Annotated in this window: 12 protein-coding genes; 6 read left to right on the top strand and 6 right to left on the bottom strand. The window is 68.6% G+C overall.

The features are described from left to right. The first annotated feature begins 43 nt into the window (after window positions 1–43). From EUC46_RS01085 to EUC46_RS01075, 3 genes are all read left to right on the top strand, one after another. Window positions 44–2,929 (top strand): DEAD/DEAH box helicase, encoded by a 2,886-nt coding sequence (locus EUC46_RS01085; RefSeq protein ID WP_128772329.1) that lies wholly within the window; start codon window positions 44–46, stop codon window positions 2,927–2,929. Between the two features lie 77 nt (window positions 2,930–3,006). Beyond that, the gene (lnt, locus tag EUC46_RS01080) at window positions 3,007–4,509 is read left to right on the top strand and encodes an apolipoprotein N-acyltransferase (RefSeq protein WP_338324448.1); all 1,503 of its coding nucleotides are present in this window, start codon (window positions 3,007–3,009) and stop codon (window positions 4,507–4,509) included. 38 nt (window positions 4,510–4,547) lie between these two features. Further along, the gene (locus tag EUC46_RS01075; protein WP_128772328.1) at window positions 4,548–5,354 is read left to right on the top strand and encodes a polyprenol monophosphomannose synthase; all 807 of its coding nucleotides are present in this window, start codon (window positions 4,548–4,550) and stop codon (window positions 5,352–5,354) included. 720 nt (window positions 5,355–6,074) lie between these two features. On the opposite strand, the gene EUC46_RS01065 is transcribed toward EUC46_RS01075, so the two are convergent. Then, entirely contained in the window at window positions 6,075–6,428 is a 354-nt protein-coding gene (locus tag EUC46_RS01065; RefSeq protein ID WP_128772326.1) for an RNA polymerase-binding protein RbpA, read from the bottom strand. Between the two features lie 253 nt (window positions 6,429–6,681). Between EUC46_RS01065 and EUC46_RS01060 the strand changes: the two genes are divergently transcribed. Both EUC46_RS01060 and EUC46_RS12475 read left to right on the top strand, forming a co-directional pair. Continuing rightward, window positions 6,682–7,809: a 6-phosphofructokinase gene (locus EUC46_RS01060; protein WP_128772325.1), complete on the top strand. Its 1,128-nt coding sequence runs from the start codon at window positions 6,682–6,684 to the stop codon at window positions 7,807–7,809. A 120-nt stretch (window positions 7,810–7,929) separates the two neighbouring features. Beyond that, window positions 7,930–8,925: a GNAT family N-acetyltransferase gene (locus EUC46_RS12475; protein ID WP_164918718.1), complete on the top strand. Its 996-nt coding sequence runs from the start codon at window positions 7,930–7,932 to the stop codon at window positions 8,923–8,925. Here EUC46_RS12475 and EUC46_RS01050 read toward each other — a convergent pair. The 3 genes from EUC46_RS01050 to EUC46_RS01040 form a co-directional block, all read right to left on the bottom strand. Beyond that, complete coding sequence (locus EUC46_RS01050) at window positions 8,922–9,422, bottom strand: GNAT family N-acetyltransferase (protein ID WP_241655311.1); 501 nt, start codon at window positions 9,420–9,422, stop codon at window positions 8,922–8,924. The two genes, EUC46_RS12475 and EUC46_RS01050, sit on opposite strands and share 4 nt — an antisense overlap. 35 nt (window positions 9,423–9,457) lie before the next feature. Then, window positions 9,458–9,664, bottom strand: coding sequence for a hypothetical protein (locus tag EUC46_RS01045; protein ID WP_128772323.1), 207 nt, complete (start codon window positions 9,662–9,664; stop codon window positions 9,458–9,460). Between the two features lie 88 nt (window positions 9,665–9,752). Then, on the bottom strand, window positions 9,753–10,196 hold the full coding sequence (locus EUC46_RS01040; protein ID WP_128772322.1) for a hypothetical protein: 444 nt from the start codon (window positions 10,194–10,196) through the stop codon (window positions 9,753–9,755). Window positions 10,197–10,396: 200 nt separating this feature from the next. Between EUC46_RS01040 and EUC46_RS01035 the strand changes: the two genes are divergently transcribed. Next, window positions 10,397–11,404: a LacI family DNA-binding transcriptional regulator gene (locus tag EUC46_RS01035; protein WP_128772321.1), complete on the top strand. Its 1,008-nt coding sequence runs from the start codon at window positions 10,397–10,399 to the stop codon at window positions 11,402–11,404. A 75-nt stretch (window positions 11,405–11,479) separates the two neighbouring features. On the opposite strand, the gene EUC46_RS01030 is transcribed toward EUC46_RS01035, so the two are convergent. Both EUC46_RS01030 and EUC46_RS01025 read right to left on the bottom strand, forming a co-directional pair. Beyond that, window positions 11,480–13,477, bottom strand: coding sequence for a PTS sucrose transporter subunit IIABC (locus EUC46_RS01030; protein ID WP_206645855.1), 1,998 nt, complete (start codon window positions 13,475–13,477; stop codon window positions 11,480–11,482). Window positions 13,478–13,658: 181 nt separating this feature from the next. Further along, entirely contained in the window at window positions 13,659–15,179 is a 1,521-nt protein-coding gene (locus tag EUC46_RS01025) for a glycoside hydrolase family 32 protein (protein WP_128772319.1), read from the bottom strand. Window positions 15,180–15,287: the final 108 nt, after the last annotated feature.

Raw genomic sequence — 15,287 nt, 5'->3', positions numbered from 1 at the left:
GGTGACGCATCAGGGGGCCTTGGGGCACACGTAGGGTGTGCTCATGAGCTCACCCGCCGAGCGCTTCGCCGCCGCACGTCGTCGTCAGGCCGCCGCCCGCACCGAGCTGGCCCACTTCTCCCAGGGCTACCCCTTCCCCCTGGATGAGTTCCAGGAAGCCGGCTGCCGGGCGCTGGAACGCGGGGAGGGCGTGCTAGTAGCGGCCCCCACGGGCGCCGGCAAGACAGTGGTTGGTGAGTTCGCCGTCCACCTGGGCCTGTCTCGAGGCCTCAAGACCTTCTACACCACGCCCATTAAGGCCCTGTCCAACCAGAAGTACCTCGACTTGTGCGCCCGCCACGGGCAGGAGAGAGTCGGTCTTCTCACCGGGGATACCTCAGTCAACCCGCACGCGCAGGTGGTCGTCATGACCACGGAGGTCTTGCGCAACATGCTCTACTCCGGTTCAACAGCGCTGACGGGCCTCGGCTTCGTGGTCATGGACGAGGTTCACTACCTGGCGGACCGCTTCCGGGGACCGGTGTGGGAGGAGGTCATTATCCACCTGGCCCCCGAAGTCCAGGTGGTCTCCTTGTCCGCGACGGTTTCCAACGCCGAGGAGTTCGGGCAATGGCTTGGTCAGGTACGCGGCAGGACCGCCGTGGTCGTCTCCGAGCACCGCCCCGTACCCCTCACCCAGCACATGATGGTGGGCCGCCGCCTCCTGCCCCTCTACACCCTGCCCGACCAGGGGCACCCCGACGACGACGCCCCGCCCCTGAACCCCAAGCTCATTGAAGCCGTTAAGAGCGCGCGGCGGGCCGCCGCCGGAGAGGACCGGGCAACCAAGCGCCCCGGGGGCGGCTCAAACGGGCCGGGCCCCTGGAGGCGCGGCGCGCGGCCGCAGGCGCGTGCGCTACGACGCGGCCAGGGCGGGGCGCGCACCGCCCGCCTGCGCCCGCCCTCACGGTTGAGCGTCCTGGGGGCCCTGGAGTCCGCTCACCTGCTGCCCGCCATTGTCTTCGTCTTCTCCCGGGCTGGCTGCGAGCAGGCGGTCGCCCAAGTGGTGGGCGGGGGAGCGGACCTGACCACCGAGGACGAAGTCCGGCGCATTAGGGAGATCATTGAGCGCCGCACCGCCCAGATTCCGCGATCGGACCTGGGCGTGCTCGGCTTCCACGTCTGGGTCGACGCCCTGGAACGGGGCGTGGCCGCCCACCACGCCGGACTGCTGCCCGTGTTCAAGGAGACAGTCGAAGAGCTTTTCAGCGCGGGCCTGGTCAAGGTCGTCTACGCCACCGAGACCCTGGCCTTGGGCATCAATATGCCCGCAAGAACCGTTGTGCTCGAATCCTTGCGCAAGTGGAATGGTTCTGCGCACGTGACACTCACCCCCGGGGAGTACACCCAGCTCACCGGTCGGGCCGGGCGGCGGGGCATTGACGTCGAGGGCCACGCCGTGGTTCTGGCCGCCGACAATGTTGAACCCTCCTTCGTCTCCTCCCTGGCCTCTCGGCGCACCTACCCACTGGTCTCCGCCTTCCGCCCCACCTACAACATGGCCGTCAACCTCCTGGGCCGCACCACCCGGGCTCGAGCCCGGGAGATCCTGGAGTCCTCCTTCGCCCAGTTCCAGGCCGACCGCGGCGTGGTCGAGCTCGCCGCCCAGGCCCGCAGGAAACGTCGAGCCCTGGAGGCCCTGGAGGAGCAGATGACCTGCCACCTGGGCGACTTCCGCACCTACGCGCGCCTGCGCCAGGCCATTGCCGACACCGAGAACGACTTGTCTCACGAGCGTCGCCAGGCTCGGGCGAGCGCCACCCGCGCCCAGATGAGCGCCCTGGAGCGCGGGGAGGTAGTCGTCTACCGCAAGGGGCGCCGCCTCAAACACGGCGTGGTTTTGGAGCGGGGCGAGGACCACAGCGCCAGCCCGACCCTGACCGTCCTGGGTGAGGATTCCCGGGTGGTGACCCTGACCCCGGACACCTGCCCCGACGGGGTGCTGCGCGTGGGCTCCCTGCACGTGGCCGCCACCGTGGACGCGCGCCGCCCCAAAGACCGCGACCGGCTGGTCGGACGTCTCCTGGAGGCGCTGCGCTCGGGGGCCCTGGACAAGGGCGTCATACGCCGGGCGCGCGGGCAGGACGCCGGGACCGCCACAGCTGAGCGCCTGGAGGCACTGCGCCATGAAATGCGCACCCACCCCTGCCACGCCTGCCCCGACCGTGAGGAGCACGCTCGCATTGGGCGCCGGTGGACCAAGACTCTGGCCGCCTTAGAGCACCTGCAGACGCGCATAGAGGCCAGCACCGGCACTATCGCCCGACTCTTCGACGCCGTCAGCGAGGTCCTCCTGGAGTTGGGGTACCTGGAGCCGGCTGAGCGCGGCCACCCCGAGCGCGAGTTGCGGGTCACCCGGGCCGGGATGCTGCTGGCCCGCATTTACGCCGAGCGCGACCTGCTCATTGCCGAGTGCCTGCATCAGGACATCTGGCAGCACCTGGAGGCCGCCGAGCTTGCCGGGGCCGTGAGCGCCTGCGTCTACGAACCACGGGCCGCCGCTCCGGGGCTGGGCTTGCCGGTGGCACCCGGATCGCGCCTGGGAGGCGCCCTGCGTGAGGAGCTCGCGGTCTCGCGGCACATTAACGACTTGGAGGCCATGGCCCGCACCGAGGCCTCCTCCGGGGCCGAGCCCGCCCTGGCCGGGGCGGTGCGCGCCTGGTGCGAGGGCGCCGACCTGGCCGAAGTCCTTCAGGACGCCGAACTGACCGCGGGGGACTTCGTGCGCTGGTGCAAGCAACTTCTTGACGTTCTGACCCAGCTGGCCGCCCTGAGCCCCCCACCGGAGGCGCCGCCGGCCGAACGCGCCGTCCTGGGCGAACTGGCACTGCGAGCCTCCCAGGCCTGCCTGGACGTCAACCGGGGGGTGGTGGCGTGGTCGGGGCTGTGAAGCGCGGGCGCGGGTGGTGGCCGGGAGCCGTTAAAGGCGCGGCGGTGCGGGCCCTGGTCGCTGGAACTGGAGGCCTGGTGCTCTGGGCCGCTTTCCCTCCCGCGGACCTGTGGTGGCTGGCGCCTGTCGGCGTGGCCGTCCTGCCCCTGGTGGCAGCCGGGCGCGGCGCCTGGGCCGGGGTGGGCGCGGGCCTGGCCTATGGTGTCGGTTTCTTCACCCCGCTGCTGCACTTCACGGCGGTGGCCATGGGCAACCTCGTGGGCTGGGTGGCTCTGACCCTCGTTGAATCCCTGTACCTGACCCTGCTCGGCGCCGCCTGGGCGCTGGTGAGCCGCCACCGGCGCCTGAACGGAGGGCGCGGTGCCGTGGCCTGGCGAGTCTGCGCCTTCGCGGTGCTGTGGTGCGCCGTCGAGGAGTTGCGCTCAACCTGGCCCTGGGGCGGCTTCCCCTTCGGGCGCCTGGCCTACGCCATGGCCCAAGCCCCCCCGCTGCCGCTGGCCGCCTACGGCGGCTCTGTCGGCCTGTCTTTGGCGGTCGCCCTGTCCGGGGCCTGCCTGGCCGAGGCCATCCGTCTGGCGCGCGGCCGCCGCACCCTGGCGGTCCTGGGCGCGGCGGCCGCGGCCGGGGTCGTGGTCGTCGCCCCGGCCGCCTTGCCCATAGGCTCGCACGCCGAGAATGGGACTTTGCGCGTCGGCGCCGTGCAGGGCAATGTCGCCGAGGACTTCGAGGATGCTTTTAATCGGGCCCTGGAGGTTACCTCCAACCACACTCGGGCCACCGAGCAGCTGGCGGCCGAGGTCGGCGCCGGTAATCTCGACGTGGTCATCTGGCCGGAGAACGCCGCCGACCTCGATCCGCGCCGCTTCCCCGCTTCGGCGGCCCTGGCTGAGAGGGCCGCCCAGAGTGCGGGCACCCAGGTGCTGGTCGGGGCCGTTCTGTTCGAGGGCGGGCTGCGCTACAACGACATGGTCGTCTGGACCCCCGGCCAGGGCGCGGGCGACTACTACCGCAAGCACCTCCCCGTGCCCTTCGCCGAATACGTGCCCCTGCGCGACCAGCTGCGGCACGTCACCACCCAGGTGGACCGCATTGGCACCGACATGGCCCCCGGCCGGGGGCCCTCCACTCTCACCATCCACGCCACCACCCAGGGGCGCGATGTGCCCCTGGCCATGGGCATCTGCTTCGAGGTCTCCTATGACGAGATTCTGCGCGCCGGGGTCCTCCAGGGCGGCCAGGTCATTGTCATCCCCACCAACAACGCCTCCTTCCTGGACTCCTCCGAGGCCGCCCAGCAGCTTGCCCAGGGGCAGGTCCAGGCCGTCGTCCACGGGCGCAGCGTTGTTCAGGTCTCCACCGTCGGCCTGACCGCCGTCATTTCGCCGGAGGGGGTCATTGAGCACTCCCTCACCCCCTATACCCAGTCGGCACTCGTTGCCGAGGTCCCCCTGCGCACCTCGACCACTATTGCCGACCGTCTCGGGCCCGTTCCGGGACTCGCCCTGCGCCTCGGCGGGCTGGTTCTGCTCGCGGCCGGTATCGTCGACATTGTGCGCACACGCCGGGGCCAGGACCGGTAGCGGCGTCGCCGTTGACCACCACACCAGGAGAAAACGCTGTGAAGGCACTCGTCGTCATTCCCACCTACAACGAGATCGAGTCTCTGCCCCAGGTCCTGGACGGCGTGCGTGAGCATGCCCCCCAGGCTGATGTATTGGTCGTTGATGACGGCTCTCCCGATGGCACCGGCACCTTGGCCGACTCCCGCGCCGAGCAAGACGACCACATCCACGTTCTGCATCGAACCGAGAAGAACGGCCTGGGTCCGGCTTACATGGCCGGCTTCTCCTGGGCACTGGCCAGCGGTTACGAACTCATCTGCGAGATGGACGCCGACGGGTCCCACCGCCCCCAGGACCTCGCCCTGCTCATCCAGCGCGCTGAGATGGCCGACGCTCCCGATCTGGTTGTAGGCTCGCGCTGGGTCTCCGGCGGCGCCACCGAGGGCTGGGACGCCAAGCGCGTAGCGCTTTCGCGCGCCGGGAACCTTTATATCAACGCCATGCTGGGCATGCGCGTCAAGGACGCCACTGCCGGCTTCCGCATCTACCGGGCGGCCATTCTGCGCCGCATGGACCTGAGCAAGGTCGAGGCCCTGGGATACGGCTTCCAGGTCAATATGACCAAGCTTGTTGACGATATTGGCGGTCGCATTGTCGAGATGCCCATCACCTTCGTGGAGCGGGAGGCCGGGGTTTCCAAACTCTCCGGCTCTATTATCACCGAGGAACTGGGCCTGGTGACCCGCTGGGGCCTGGCCAAGCGCGGCGGGCAAATCGCCGGGGGAGTCGGGTACCTGGCCCGGCAGCTGCGCAATGCCGCCGACCGGCGAAAGGCCTCACCCCGCCGCCGGCCCAGGCGGTGAGACGGCGGGCGCTGCCGCCGGCCTTACCCTGGCGCCCTTGCGTCGCGTCGACATCACCATCAACGGCCACACCCTGACCGCTCATCCCCAGCTCACCCCCGACGCACGCGGAATCCTGGCCACACTTCAGCAGCCGCTGGCACACTAAACCCCGACCTAAGTGTCAGGAGTCAGGAGGCATTTCATGCATCACATCGACGCCACCCCAGCCGCCCCTACCGGCGCAGCCTCTTAGGCAGTCGGTGAGGAACATGACCGCCAAACGATGGAGCTACCGGCCCCAGGCCAACCTGCCGGCCACAATGGTGATGGCTTGGCTGCTGCCCTTCGCCGGTATCAGTCTCTACTGGGGCCTCGGCGGCATGTGGCTCGTGGACACTGCGGTGCAGGACCGCGGTGTCGAGCTCGCCCGCGCACGCCCCACCTGGATCGTGGCCCTCGTCCTGGCGACCGCCTTGTTCAAGCTGGGATGGATCGCCTGGGCCTACCTCATCGTCGCCCCGGTCGGCCGATACATCCCGCGCTGTTTGTACCTCCTTTTCGGCATAGGCGTAGGCACTGGATCCCTGCTCTACGGACTGGTCCCCGCCATTCAGGCGCTGCCCAGGGTGTGGGCTGGGCCGATCAGCGTCCGGGGCTGGTGGCACCTGGTCGTTTGGTGGCCACAGTTCTGGGTCGCCGGGCTCCTGACTCTCGTCGCCACGGCTGTTTTCAACCGCCCTAGAAGCGCTGGCGGTAGATCTCGCCGCTGTGAAGCATTTCCAGGCGCTCGTCGAGGAGCACCTTGAGCTCGTCAATCTCACGACGCTCCAGGAGCATGTCCCAGTGCGTGCGGGGGGCCTTCTTCGGTTCCTCGGGCTCAGGGTCCTCCTCGCCGCGCAGGGCGGCGGCCTGCCCGCACTCGGGGCACTCCCAGGTGGGGGGAACCTCCGCCTCGGTGGACATGGGGATGATGGTGACATGACCCAACGGGCACTCGTAGGTGACTTTCATCCTGGCGGCGAACTCGACGCCGTCCTCGGACTCCATGGACTTCGCGCCAATGGTCATGCCCCGCAGTGCCCGGTCTGCCATGCTGCCTGCCTTCCTCGCTGCTCAACCGCATCGGTGCCGGGCCTGTGGCAACGACACCGACCCTCTCAACAGCGCCACCGGCGGTCTTGTTCCCGGGGTTCCCGGAGGCCGCCGATGGAGTCAAGAGGCACGGCAGCCCATACTACCGGTTGCGGGCAAGGCGTTGACCACGCGTCCGGGACCGCGTGTCCGGATCGGGAGTAGGTATCCCGGACCGCCAGTGCGCCAGGGCGAAGCGCGGCATACTGTGACCATGGCAACGAAGCGCATCGGTATTCTCACGGCGGGCGGAGACGCCCCTGGACTCAACGCGGCCATTCGCGGGTTCGGCAAAGCGGCGATTCGGGACTACGGCTGGTCACTCATCGGTTTCCGCGATGGCATGCGGGGCCTGGCGGAGAACCGGTTCATCGAACTCGACGGCGCCGCATTGTCGGGCATCCTCACCATTGGCGGCACCATGCTGGGCACCAGCCGGGACAAGGTTCACCGCATGGTGGTCGACGGCGAGGTCCGCGACATGATCCCCACCATTGTGGAGAACTATGAGAAGGATGAGCTCGACGCCTTGGTGTGCCTGGGAGGAGGCGGCACCGCGAAGAACGCTAAGCGCCTACTGGATGCGGGACTGAACGTCATCCACCTGCCCAAGACCATTGACAATGACATTGTGGAGACCGACACCTCCTTCGGATTCTCCACCGCCCTGGAGATAGCCACTGAGGCCGTCGATCGGCTCCACTCCACGGCCCACTCCCACCACCGCATTATCCTCACCGAGATTATGGGCCACCGCGCCGGCTGGCTGGCCCTGGGCGCGGGTATTGCGGGCGGAGCCGACGTCATTCTGCTGCCTGAGATCCCCTATTCGGTTGAGGCCATTGCCGAGAGGATTGAGCGCCGTCGCTCCTACGGCTCGACCTTCTCCGTGGTCGCCGTCGCCGAAGGCGCCCTGAGCCAGGCCGACGCCGCCGAACTGGCCAACGCCCAGGCGTTGGTCAAGGCTGCTAAAACTCCCGAGCTCAAAGCCACGGCCAAGAAGGGCGTCAAGGCTTTGGAGGCGGCGCACCGTGCCAACACCCTCACCCTGGCCGAGCAGCTTGAAGCCGCAACCGGCCTGGAGGCCCGCGTGTCCATCCTCGGCTACGTCCAGCGCGGCGGTATCCCCAATGCCGCCGACCGCCTGCTGGGCACTCGCCTGGGAGTGGCCGGCGCCAAGGCGATCGCTGACGACCACTTCGGGGTCATGGTTGCCGATCGGGGCGGCGCCGGTACCGAGCTGGTGCCGCTGAAGAACGTGGCGGGGCGAATCAAGTTCGTGCCACCGGACCACGAGTGGATTGAGGCCGCCCGGGCGGTGGGCACGGCCCTGGGGGACTGACCCCCACCGGCCCGCTGGCATCGGGGCGGCCGGTTCCCGGGACCGCCGCTTCGGGCGCGCCCGGGCATTCGGGCGCAGCCGGGGCGCCGGGGCCGGCAGCGCCGTGGGAGACTGCCCGGCATGATCCCCCTGGAGACCCGGCGCCTGAGGTTGCGCGCCGTCGGCGAGGGCGACCTCGGTTTCGTGGTGCGCCTGCACGCCAACGCCGACCTCCTGCGGTTCATCCCCTCGGCCGTCACGCCCGATGCCTCGGCGGCCCGCCGCCTCCTGGAGCGCTTCACCGAGCTGGTCTGCCACCCGGTGCAGGGCTTCAGCCTCATCGAGTTGCGCCAGACCGGCCAGGCGGTCGGCCTCATTATGGTCAAGCCGATCCCGCCCGCCGACGGGACGGAGCCGAGCGTGCTTGAGATCGGCTGGCGCCAGGTCGCCGAGCACTGCGGCCACGGCTACGTCACCGAGGCGGCCGCGGCCGTGCTCGAGGCCGTCCACGACCGCGGGGTCAAGGAGCTCGTGGCCGTCACCCACCCGGACAACCTCGCCTCCCAGCGTGTCGCCGAGCGCATCGGGATGGAGCGCATTGGGACGAACCGGGACTACTACGATGCCGCGCCGCAGGTGCTGTTCCGGTCGTGCCGCAGGCCGGCGGCGCGCCACGCGTGGCTGCCCGAGGGCTGGGAGCTGCTGCCCGCGGGCGAGTACGCCTTCCCCGGCCCGCTTCGCGACCGCCTCGTCGGGGCGATCCTGGCGGGGGAGAAGACCGCGACGACGGCGCTGGCGGCCGAGTACGAGGCGCAGCACGCCCCCCTGCCGCAAGTGGGTTCCCGTGAGGTCGTCGTCGACTCGGCGGGGGCGCCGATCTGCGTGACCGAGCTGACCGGAATCGCCGTCGTGCCCCTGGGCGAGGTCACCGACGAGCACGCCGTGGCCGAAGGGGAGGGGTGGGCCACCGCCGGCCAGTGGCGTCAGGCCCATGAGCGCTTCTGGTCCAGCCCGCAGTACCTGACCTGGTTCGACGGCCTCGGCGCCCCGGCGCCCGTCCTGGACGACGACGCGCCCGTGGTGTGCACGAGGCTGCGGGTCCTCGCGGCGGCGCCCGCAGCGGCGGGCAGCGCCTAGAGCCGCAGCGACATGAGGGTCAGGTCGAGGACTCTGCCGCGCTTCTCACCGGCGGCCGGGATGGTGCCCACGAGGTCGAAGCCGGCCGCGGCGTGAAGGCGGATTGAGGCGGCATTGCCGGCCTCGATCTGGGCCACCATGGTCCGGTCGCCGGCGGCGCGGCTGGCGGCGATGAGCGCCTCCAGCAGGGCGCCGCCCAGGCCGCGGCCCCGGGCGGCAGGGGACAGGTAGACGGAGTCCTCCACGGTGCGGGCGTAACCCTCGTAGGCCTGCCAGGGCCTGGCGACGGCGAAACCGACCACCGCCTCGTCGGCGCCGCAGGCCACGAGCGCCGTGCCCCGCTCAATGAGGCGGCTCAGCCAGCCCAGCGCCGCAGCCGGGTCCTGTTCCCGGCTGGTCCAGATGGCCAGCGACTCGCGGACCGCGGCGTTGCGGATCTCGCGCACGGCGAGGGAGTCGGCCCTCGTGGCGGGGCGGATGGTCACGGGCTCGCTCACGGGCACAACCGTAGGACGACCGGCCGCGGCCGACGTCACGGCGCGACGTAGTCGGCCAGGTGCTCCCCGGTCAGTCCCGCGCGGCCGGCCAGATGGCGGCCGGTGAGAGTGCCCGAGGCGCGCAGCCTGTCAACGTTCCCCGTGTAGGTCACTTCTCCGCCATGGGAGCCGGCGCCTGGTCCCAGGTCGACAACGTGGTCGGCAATGGCGATGGTCTCAGGTTTGTGCTCGACGACGAGCACCGTTTGGCGCGCTCCGCAGACGCAGACTCAGTAGCTTCCGGAGCCTTAGCTCACCCCGATCCTCCATGTGCCGATAAGGAACATTATGTCATTTTAGCGAGGATTTCGGGGTGTGTTGGGCCCGCAGTCCGGTCAGCCCCTTCCGCCTGGCATTGCGGCGTGCCTCAATCGTCCCCCCAATGAGACTGACGCCCATGACCAGCGTGAAGGCCGCCAGCGGCCAGACAACAACGGCGAGCAAACCGCTAGTCAGCACCATCATGAGCAGGGCCAGGACGATTGTGCCGGCCCCGGTGAGCATGCCCGCCCGCCAGGCCGGGGCCAGCAGGTCCGGGTCTGCGCCCGCGTCTCCCGCGGCCCCGATGTCCTGGGGCGCGGCCGTGACATGGACGGCGCCCGCGCTCACCGTGATCCCCGGCGAGAACTGGGCCCCCGGGCCGTGACCGCCCAAGGCCTGCTTCCGCGGCGCCTCAACCGGGTAACCGTCCTGGTCAATGTAGGTGATGACGGGACGATGCTGCTCGGTACTCATGGTTGGACACTAAGCACCACCCCTGCACCAGCCCTCGGCGGTGCCTGTGAGCTTCCTTGGAACCGCCACCCCCGGCCCGGGAGGTCGCGGCGCACTCGAACCCGCCCTGTTTTCGTGTCCTTGCTGAGTCGTGCCAACCAGCGGACTCGCAGGAACTCGGCATAGGCTTGGATGGTTAGCCGCCCATGTTAGGAGTTGTGGTGCAGTCCCGTCGCGAACCTACTCTTGCCGATGTTGCCAAAGTTGCAGGGGTTTCGTTGACGACGGTATCGCGCGTGCTCAACAACCGCGGTTACCTCAGCGAGGCGACCCGGGAGCGTGTGGCCGAAGCCATTGCCGAGCTCGGCTACCGCCCCAACCAGGTGGCGCGCGCCCTGCACGGCAAGTCCACGCAGACGATCGGTGTCATTGTCCCCACCGTGGCCCTCCCCTTTTTCGGTGAGCTGGCTGTTGAGATCGAGGACGCCCTGGCCGAGCACGGCTACCGCATCCTGGTCTGCAACTCCATGGGACGGGCTGACAGGGAGCGCGAGTACCTCGACCTCCTGGTGTCCCATCGCGTGGACGGTATTATCTCCGGCGCGCACAACGAGCACCTGGAGGAGTACCGCACGGTGCGCATGCCTCTGGTCACCGTCGACCGGGACCTGTCCCCCACCATCCCCAACATTCGTTGTGACAATAAGGCCGGTGGTCGTTTGGCCACGAGCCTGCTGCTGGAGCGCGGCGCGCGCAGACCAGCATTACTGACCTCCCGCTCGGGCCCCCACAACCTGCGGGAGGCCGGATACCGTGAGGTACTGGCGCAGGCCGGGATTGAGCCCATTGTTCTCACGGTCGACTTCCACACCCCCGATGAGGAGCGCGCCCACCTCATCAATGAGTACCTCGACGAGGTGGGAGACATTGTCGACGGGGTCTTCGCCACTGACGACCTCTCGGCCGCGGAGGTTCTGGAATGGGCCTACACCAGGAAGCGCACGGTCCCCGACCAGCTGAAGGTCATTGGCTTCGACGGCACGTCCGCGGTGCGCCGGGCCATGCCCGGGTTGGCCACGATCCGTCAGCCGCTAGCGGATCTGGCCCGCACCGCCGTCGGCACGCTCTTGTCTCAGATTAAGACGATTGCCGACGGCGGCGAGATCGGGGGCGGGCCGGCGACGCCGATTATCTTGCCGGTGGAGCTCTTCACCGGTCGCACTGTTTAAGACGCACTGTCTAAAACGGCTGGTGGGCCGGACCCGGATGCTCCGGGTCCGGCCCACCAGCCTATTGTGCCGAGCTCAGGCGTCGGCAGGGGCGGGGACGACGGCGTAGAGCGCGTCACCGCGGTTGACCTCGCCGGAGGCGGCCTCCTCGACGCCGCCGAAGGCGGTGGCGTTAGAGACCACGATCGGGGTCACGGTCTTGTAGCCGGCGGCCTTGACCGCGTCCCAGTCCACCTCGACCAGCGGGGTGCCGCGACGGACCTTGTCACCGGCCTTGACCTTCGGGGCGAAGTGCTTGCCCTCCAGCTGGACGGTGTCCATGCCCACGTGAATGAGCAACTCCACGCCGCTGGCGGAGCGCAGACCGTAGGCGTGACCAGTCGGGAAGGCGACGAGGATTTCGCCGTCGATCGGGGAGACCACCGGCCCACCGGCGGGGTCAATGGCCATGCCGGGGCCAAGCATCCCTGAGGCGAAGGTCTGGTCCTCGACCTCTGAGAGGGGAAGCGCGCGTCCCTGAATCGGGGCGGTAACACTGAAGTCGGTGGCGGCCTCAGCCGGGATCTCAACGGGGGCGGCGTGAGCGGCGGAGACCTCGGCCTCCAGAGCCGCCTCGTCCACATCGCCGGCCAGCGATGCCTTGCCCCGGGTCGAGGCGTAGGCCAGGGCGCAGGCGAAGGCGATGACAAAGACAATGACCTCAAGAAGGAGGTACTTCACAATGTCCTCGGTGCGGATGGACACGAAGCCCACGAACCCGGCCGCGCCAAGGGAGCTGGCGCGCACATTGAGCAGCGCCACGCCGGCGGAGCCAATGGCAGCGGCCCCCATGCCGATGAAGAAGGGCCAGCGCAGACGCAGGTTGACACCGAAGATGGCGGGCTCGGTAATGCCGAAGACGGCGGAGGCGCCACCGGCACCGGCCAGGCCCTTGAGCTTGGCGTCCTTGGCCTTGAAGAAGACGGCGAGGGCGACGGCGCCCTGGGCGACGTTGGCCATGGAGGCAATGGGGAAGATGAAGTCACCGCCGGTACCCTCGGTCTGGAGCTGCGTGATGAGGGGGAGCTCAACGGCCGGGAAGGACTGGTGCAGACCGGTGACCACAATGGGCGAGTAGAGCAGACCGAAGAGGAGTCCGCCCAGGACGCCGAGGGTATTGAAGCCCCATTCCAGGCCGTTGGTGAGCCAGATGGAGAGCTGGCGCGTAATCGGGCCGACTGCCACGAAGGTGAGGAAGCCGGTCACCAGGATGGTGATGAGCGGGGTCAGCAGGAAGTCCGCGGTGCCCGAGAGGTACTTGTGCAGCTGCTTCTCAATGACCGACAGGATGAAGGCCACGCAGATAATGGGGATCACCATGGCCTGGTAGCCGATCTTGTCCACCTCCAGGCCGAACAGGTGCCACGTGGGCTCAGCGCCCGTGTACTCCCAGAACTTCGCCGCCGCGGCGTCGTCAGTCATTGAGTAGGCGCTGAGCAGGGAGGTCGAGACCATGGCCGCGCCCATGGCGGCCCCGAGGTACACGTTGCCGCCGAAGCGCTTCGTCGCCGAGAACCCGATAAGAACGGGGAGGAAGGCGAAGGGGGCCGCCGAGATCATATTGATGAGGTCGGCGTAGTCGGCCAACCACGTCCAGCTCTGGATCAGTGACTTGTCACCGAAGAGCCCCTCGGCGGTGAGGACGTTGTTAATGGCCATCATGAGACCGCCGGCGATGAGGGCCGGCAGGACCGGGACGAAAATGTCCGCGATCATCTTAATGAAGCGGGAGAAGATATTGCCGCCCTTCTCGGCCTCCTGCTTCGCCTCATCCTTTGTGACCTCTTTGACGCCCTTGCCCACCATCTCGGAAAAGACAATGTCGACGTCGCCGGGCCCCACGATGATCTGGAACATGCCGCCGGCCAGGAAGGTGCCCTTAAGATCGGGGTCCTTATCCAAAGCCGCCTGGTCGACCTTGTCCATGTCGTTAATGACCAGGCGCAGGCGGGTTGCGCAGTGCGCTGCTGCGTTGATGTTGTCAGTGCCGCCCAGATACGTGATGACGTCTCTGGCGACTCGGGCGTGATCCATAGCCACCCGGGTTTTCCTTTCTCTGGGGCCCCTTCGCCCTGTGCCGCCCGTTGGGAGTGCGACTCGTGGAACTCAGCCGTGAATTCCGGGCGATCGGACCTGTGTCAAACGTTGGTCACACTACCGGGCTCCTGGGTGACTCGCAAGAGGCGTCCAGGCCCAACCCCGGCCAGTGCGAGCGCTAGTCGTGAGTGCGCGCCGACGCGGACCGCAACTGCAACCCGTCCTCAACCACCAGCGTGGCCCCGCAGGTGCGCGGGTCGACGAAGGAGCGCAGGGTGAGGGCGAGGTCACCGTCGCCTAGGAAAAGCTCGGTGATGGAGCGGTCATGGAGTACCTCGAGACGAGAGGAGCAGCCCTCGGGAAGAGTCACCACCCTTCGCGCCCCGTGCTGGGTGTACCGGGAAGTGGAGCGGTCCACAATGAGGCGTCCGTCCTCAATGCGGATGTCCACGTGGGAATCCTGCGAACCGATCCGCAGCCCCCAGGATCCGGTGGCCGGGGCGGTCTCGAGCTGCAGATACCAGGACCGCGAGTCCGTGAGTTCGGCGATGGGGTACTCCCCCGCCGCCAACTCCTGGCCGGCCACAGACAGTGCGCCGGCGCCCTGGCTTACCGCGGGGAGTGGGCGCTGGACCAGTCGTCCGTCGCGCAGCGACAGGGCGCGGGGGACAGTCAGGGCGTGCACCCAGCCCCCGGTCTCAATGGAGGGCTGGTCGTCCTCGCCGGCGCTGCCGGCCCATCCGACCAACACCACCGCACCGGGTTCGGTGGTGCGGCGGGCGAAGGCCTGGGGGGCGTAGAACTCGAAGCCGCGGTCGACCTCGTGGAAGGTCCCGTCGCAGTCGCGGAACTCAGTGCCCACCAGGTGGCCGACGATGTAGGTGCACGCGAAGATTGTCTCGTAGCCCTCTTTGTCGGGGTCAATGCCCTGGGGGCACCAGATGAGGACGTCCCAGTCCTGCCCGGTCGCCTCGTCGCGCAGGCGCACAATGCCGGGGCACTCCCACATGTAGCCGAAGCGATCAAAGGCGCCGTCGGCGTCGGGGAAGGTGAGTTCGCCTTCCAGCTTCCAGTTCAGCAGGTCCGTGGAGCGGTAGAGCAGCGCTGCCCCGGTCTCGTCGGCGCGCTGGACGCCCAGTAGCATGCGGAACTCCCCCGGGCGATCCGGGTCGCGGAAGACCTGCGGGTCGCGGAAGTGCGCGGTGTAGCCCTCGGGGTGGTTGGGGATGAGCGGGTTGTCCGGCCACTTGGTGAACTCTGTCAGATCGGTGCTGGTGACCAGGCACTGGCTGGCGGTGCGTTCGTCGGTAACCGGGTCCTTGAGGTTGCCGGTGTAGAAGAGCTGGTAGTCCCCTCCCCCTGGGGCCGCCCCCAACTCGCCGGGCTCCAGGACGATGGCATTGCCCGAGTAGGCGCCGTTGCGGTCGTAGAAGGAGTCTGGGATGACTGCAGGATCGTGGTGCTGCCAGTGCAGGGCGTCGGTGGAGGACACGTGCCCCCAGTAGACGAGCTTGCGGTGGGGATGGAAGGGGCTGAACTGGTAGAAGGCGTGATACTCCTGGCCGTCGATCAGCAGGCCGTTGGGATCGTTGAGCCGCCCCACGGGGGCGACGATGTGCAGGAGCGGGTAGTCGGGGTCGGCTGAAGCCTGGGAGGCGGAGACCGCCTCGCGGGCCAGCGCCTTGAGATCTTCATTCACGCACTGAGGGTATCAATGAAAGGCTCTTTCATGTGACCCGAGGCACGCACAGGAACGACTGATTTTGTACCACGCGCAGTGCCGCCGTGGCCCGGAGGGGCCACGGCG

The organism is Actinomyces oricola (assembly GCF_004104015.1).
Taxonomy (GTDB): Bacteria; Actinomycetota; Actinomycetes; order Actinomycetales; family Actinomycetaceae; genus Actinomyces; species Actinomyces oricola.
The sequence above is the reverse complement of the archived record's forward strand: the minus strand, read 5'-3'. Positions and strand labels throughout refer to the sequence as shown.

Excerpts from the sequence above, each read along its gene's own strand:
- EUC46_RS01085 (WP_128772329.1), top strand. The coding sequence starts at position 44 with ATGAGCTCACCCGCCGAGCGCTTCGCCGCCGCACGTCGTCGTCAGGCC.
- EUC46_RS01065 (WP_128772326.1), bottom strand. The coding sequence starts at position 6,428 with ATGGCAGACCGGGCACTGCGGGGCATGACCATTGGCGCGAAGTCCATG.
- EUC46_RS01060 (WP_128772325.1), top strand. The coding sequence starts at position 6,682 with ATGGCAACGAAGCGCATCGGTATTCTCACGGCGGGCGGAGACGCCCCT.
- EUC46_RS12475 (WP_164918718.1), top strand. The coding sequence starts at position 7,930 with ATGATCCCCCTGGAGACCCGGCGCCTGAGGTTGCGCGCCGTCGGCGAG.
- EUC46_RS01040 (WP_128772322.1), bottom strand. The coding sequence starts at position 10,196 with ATGAGTACCGAGCAGCATCGTCCCGTCATCACCTACATTGACCAGGAC.
- EUC46_RS01030 (WP_206645855.1), bottom strand. The coding sequence starts at position 13,477 with ATGGATCACGCCCGAGTCGCCAGAGACGTCATCACGTATCTGGGCGGC.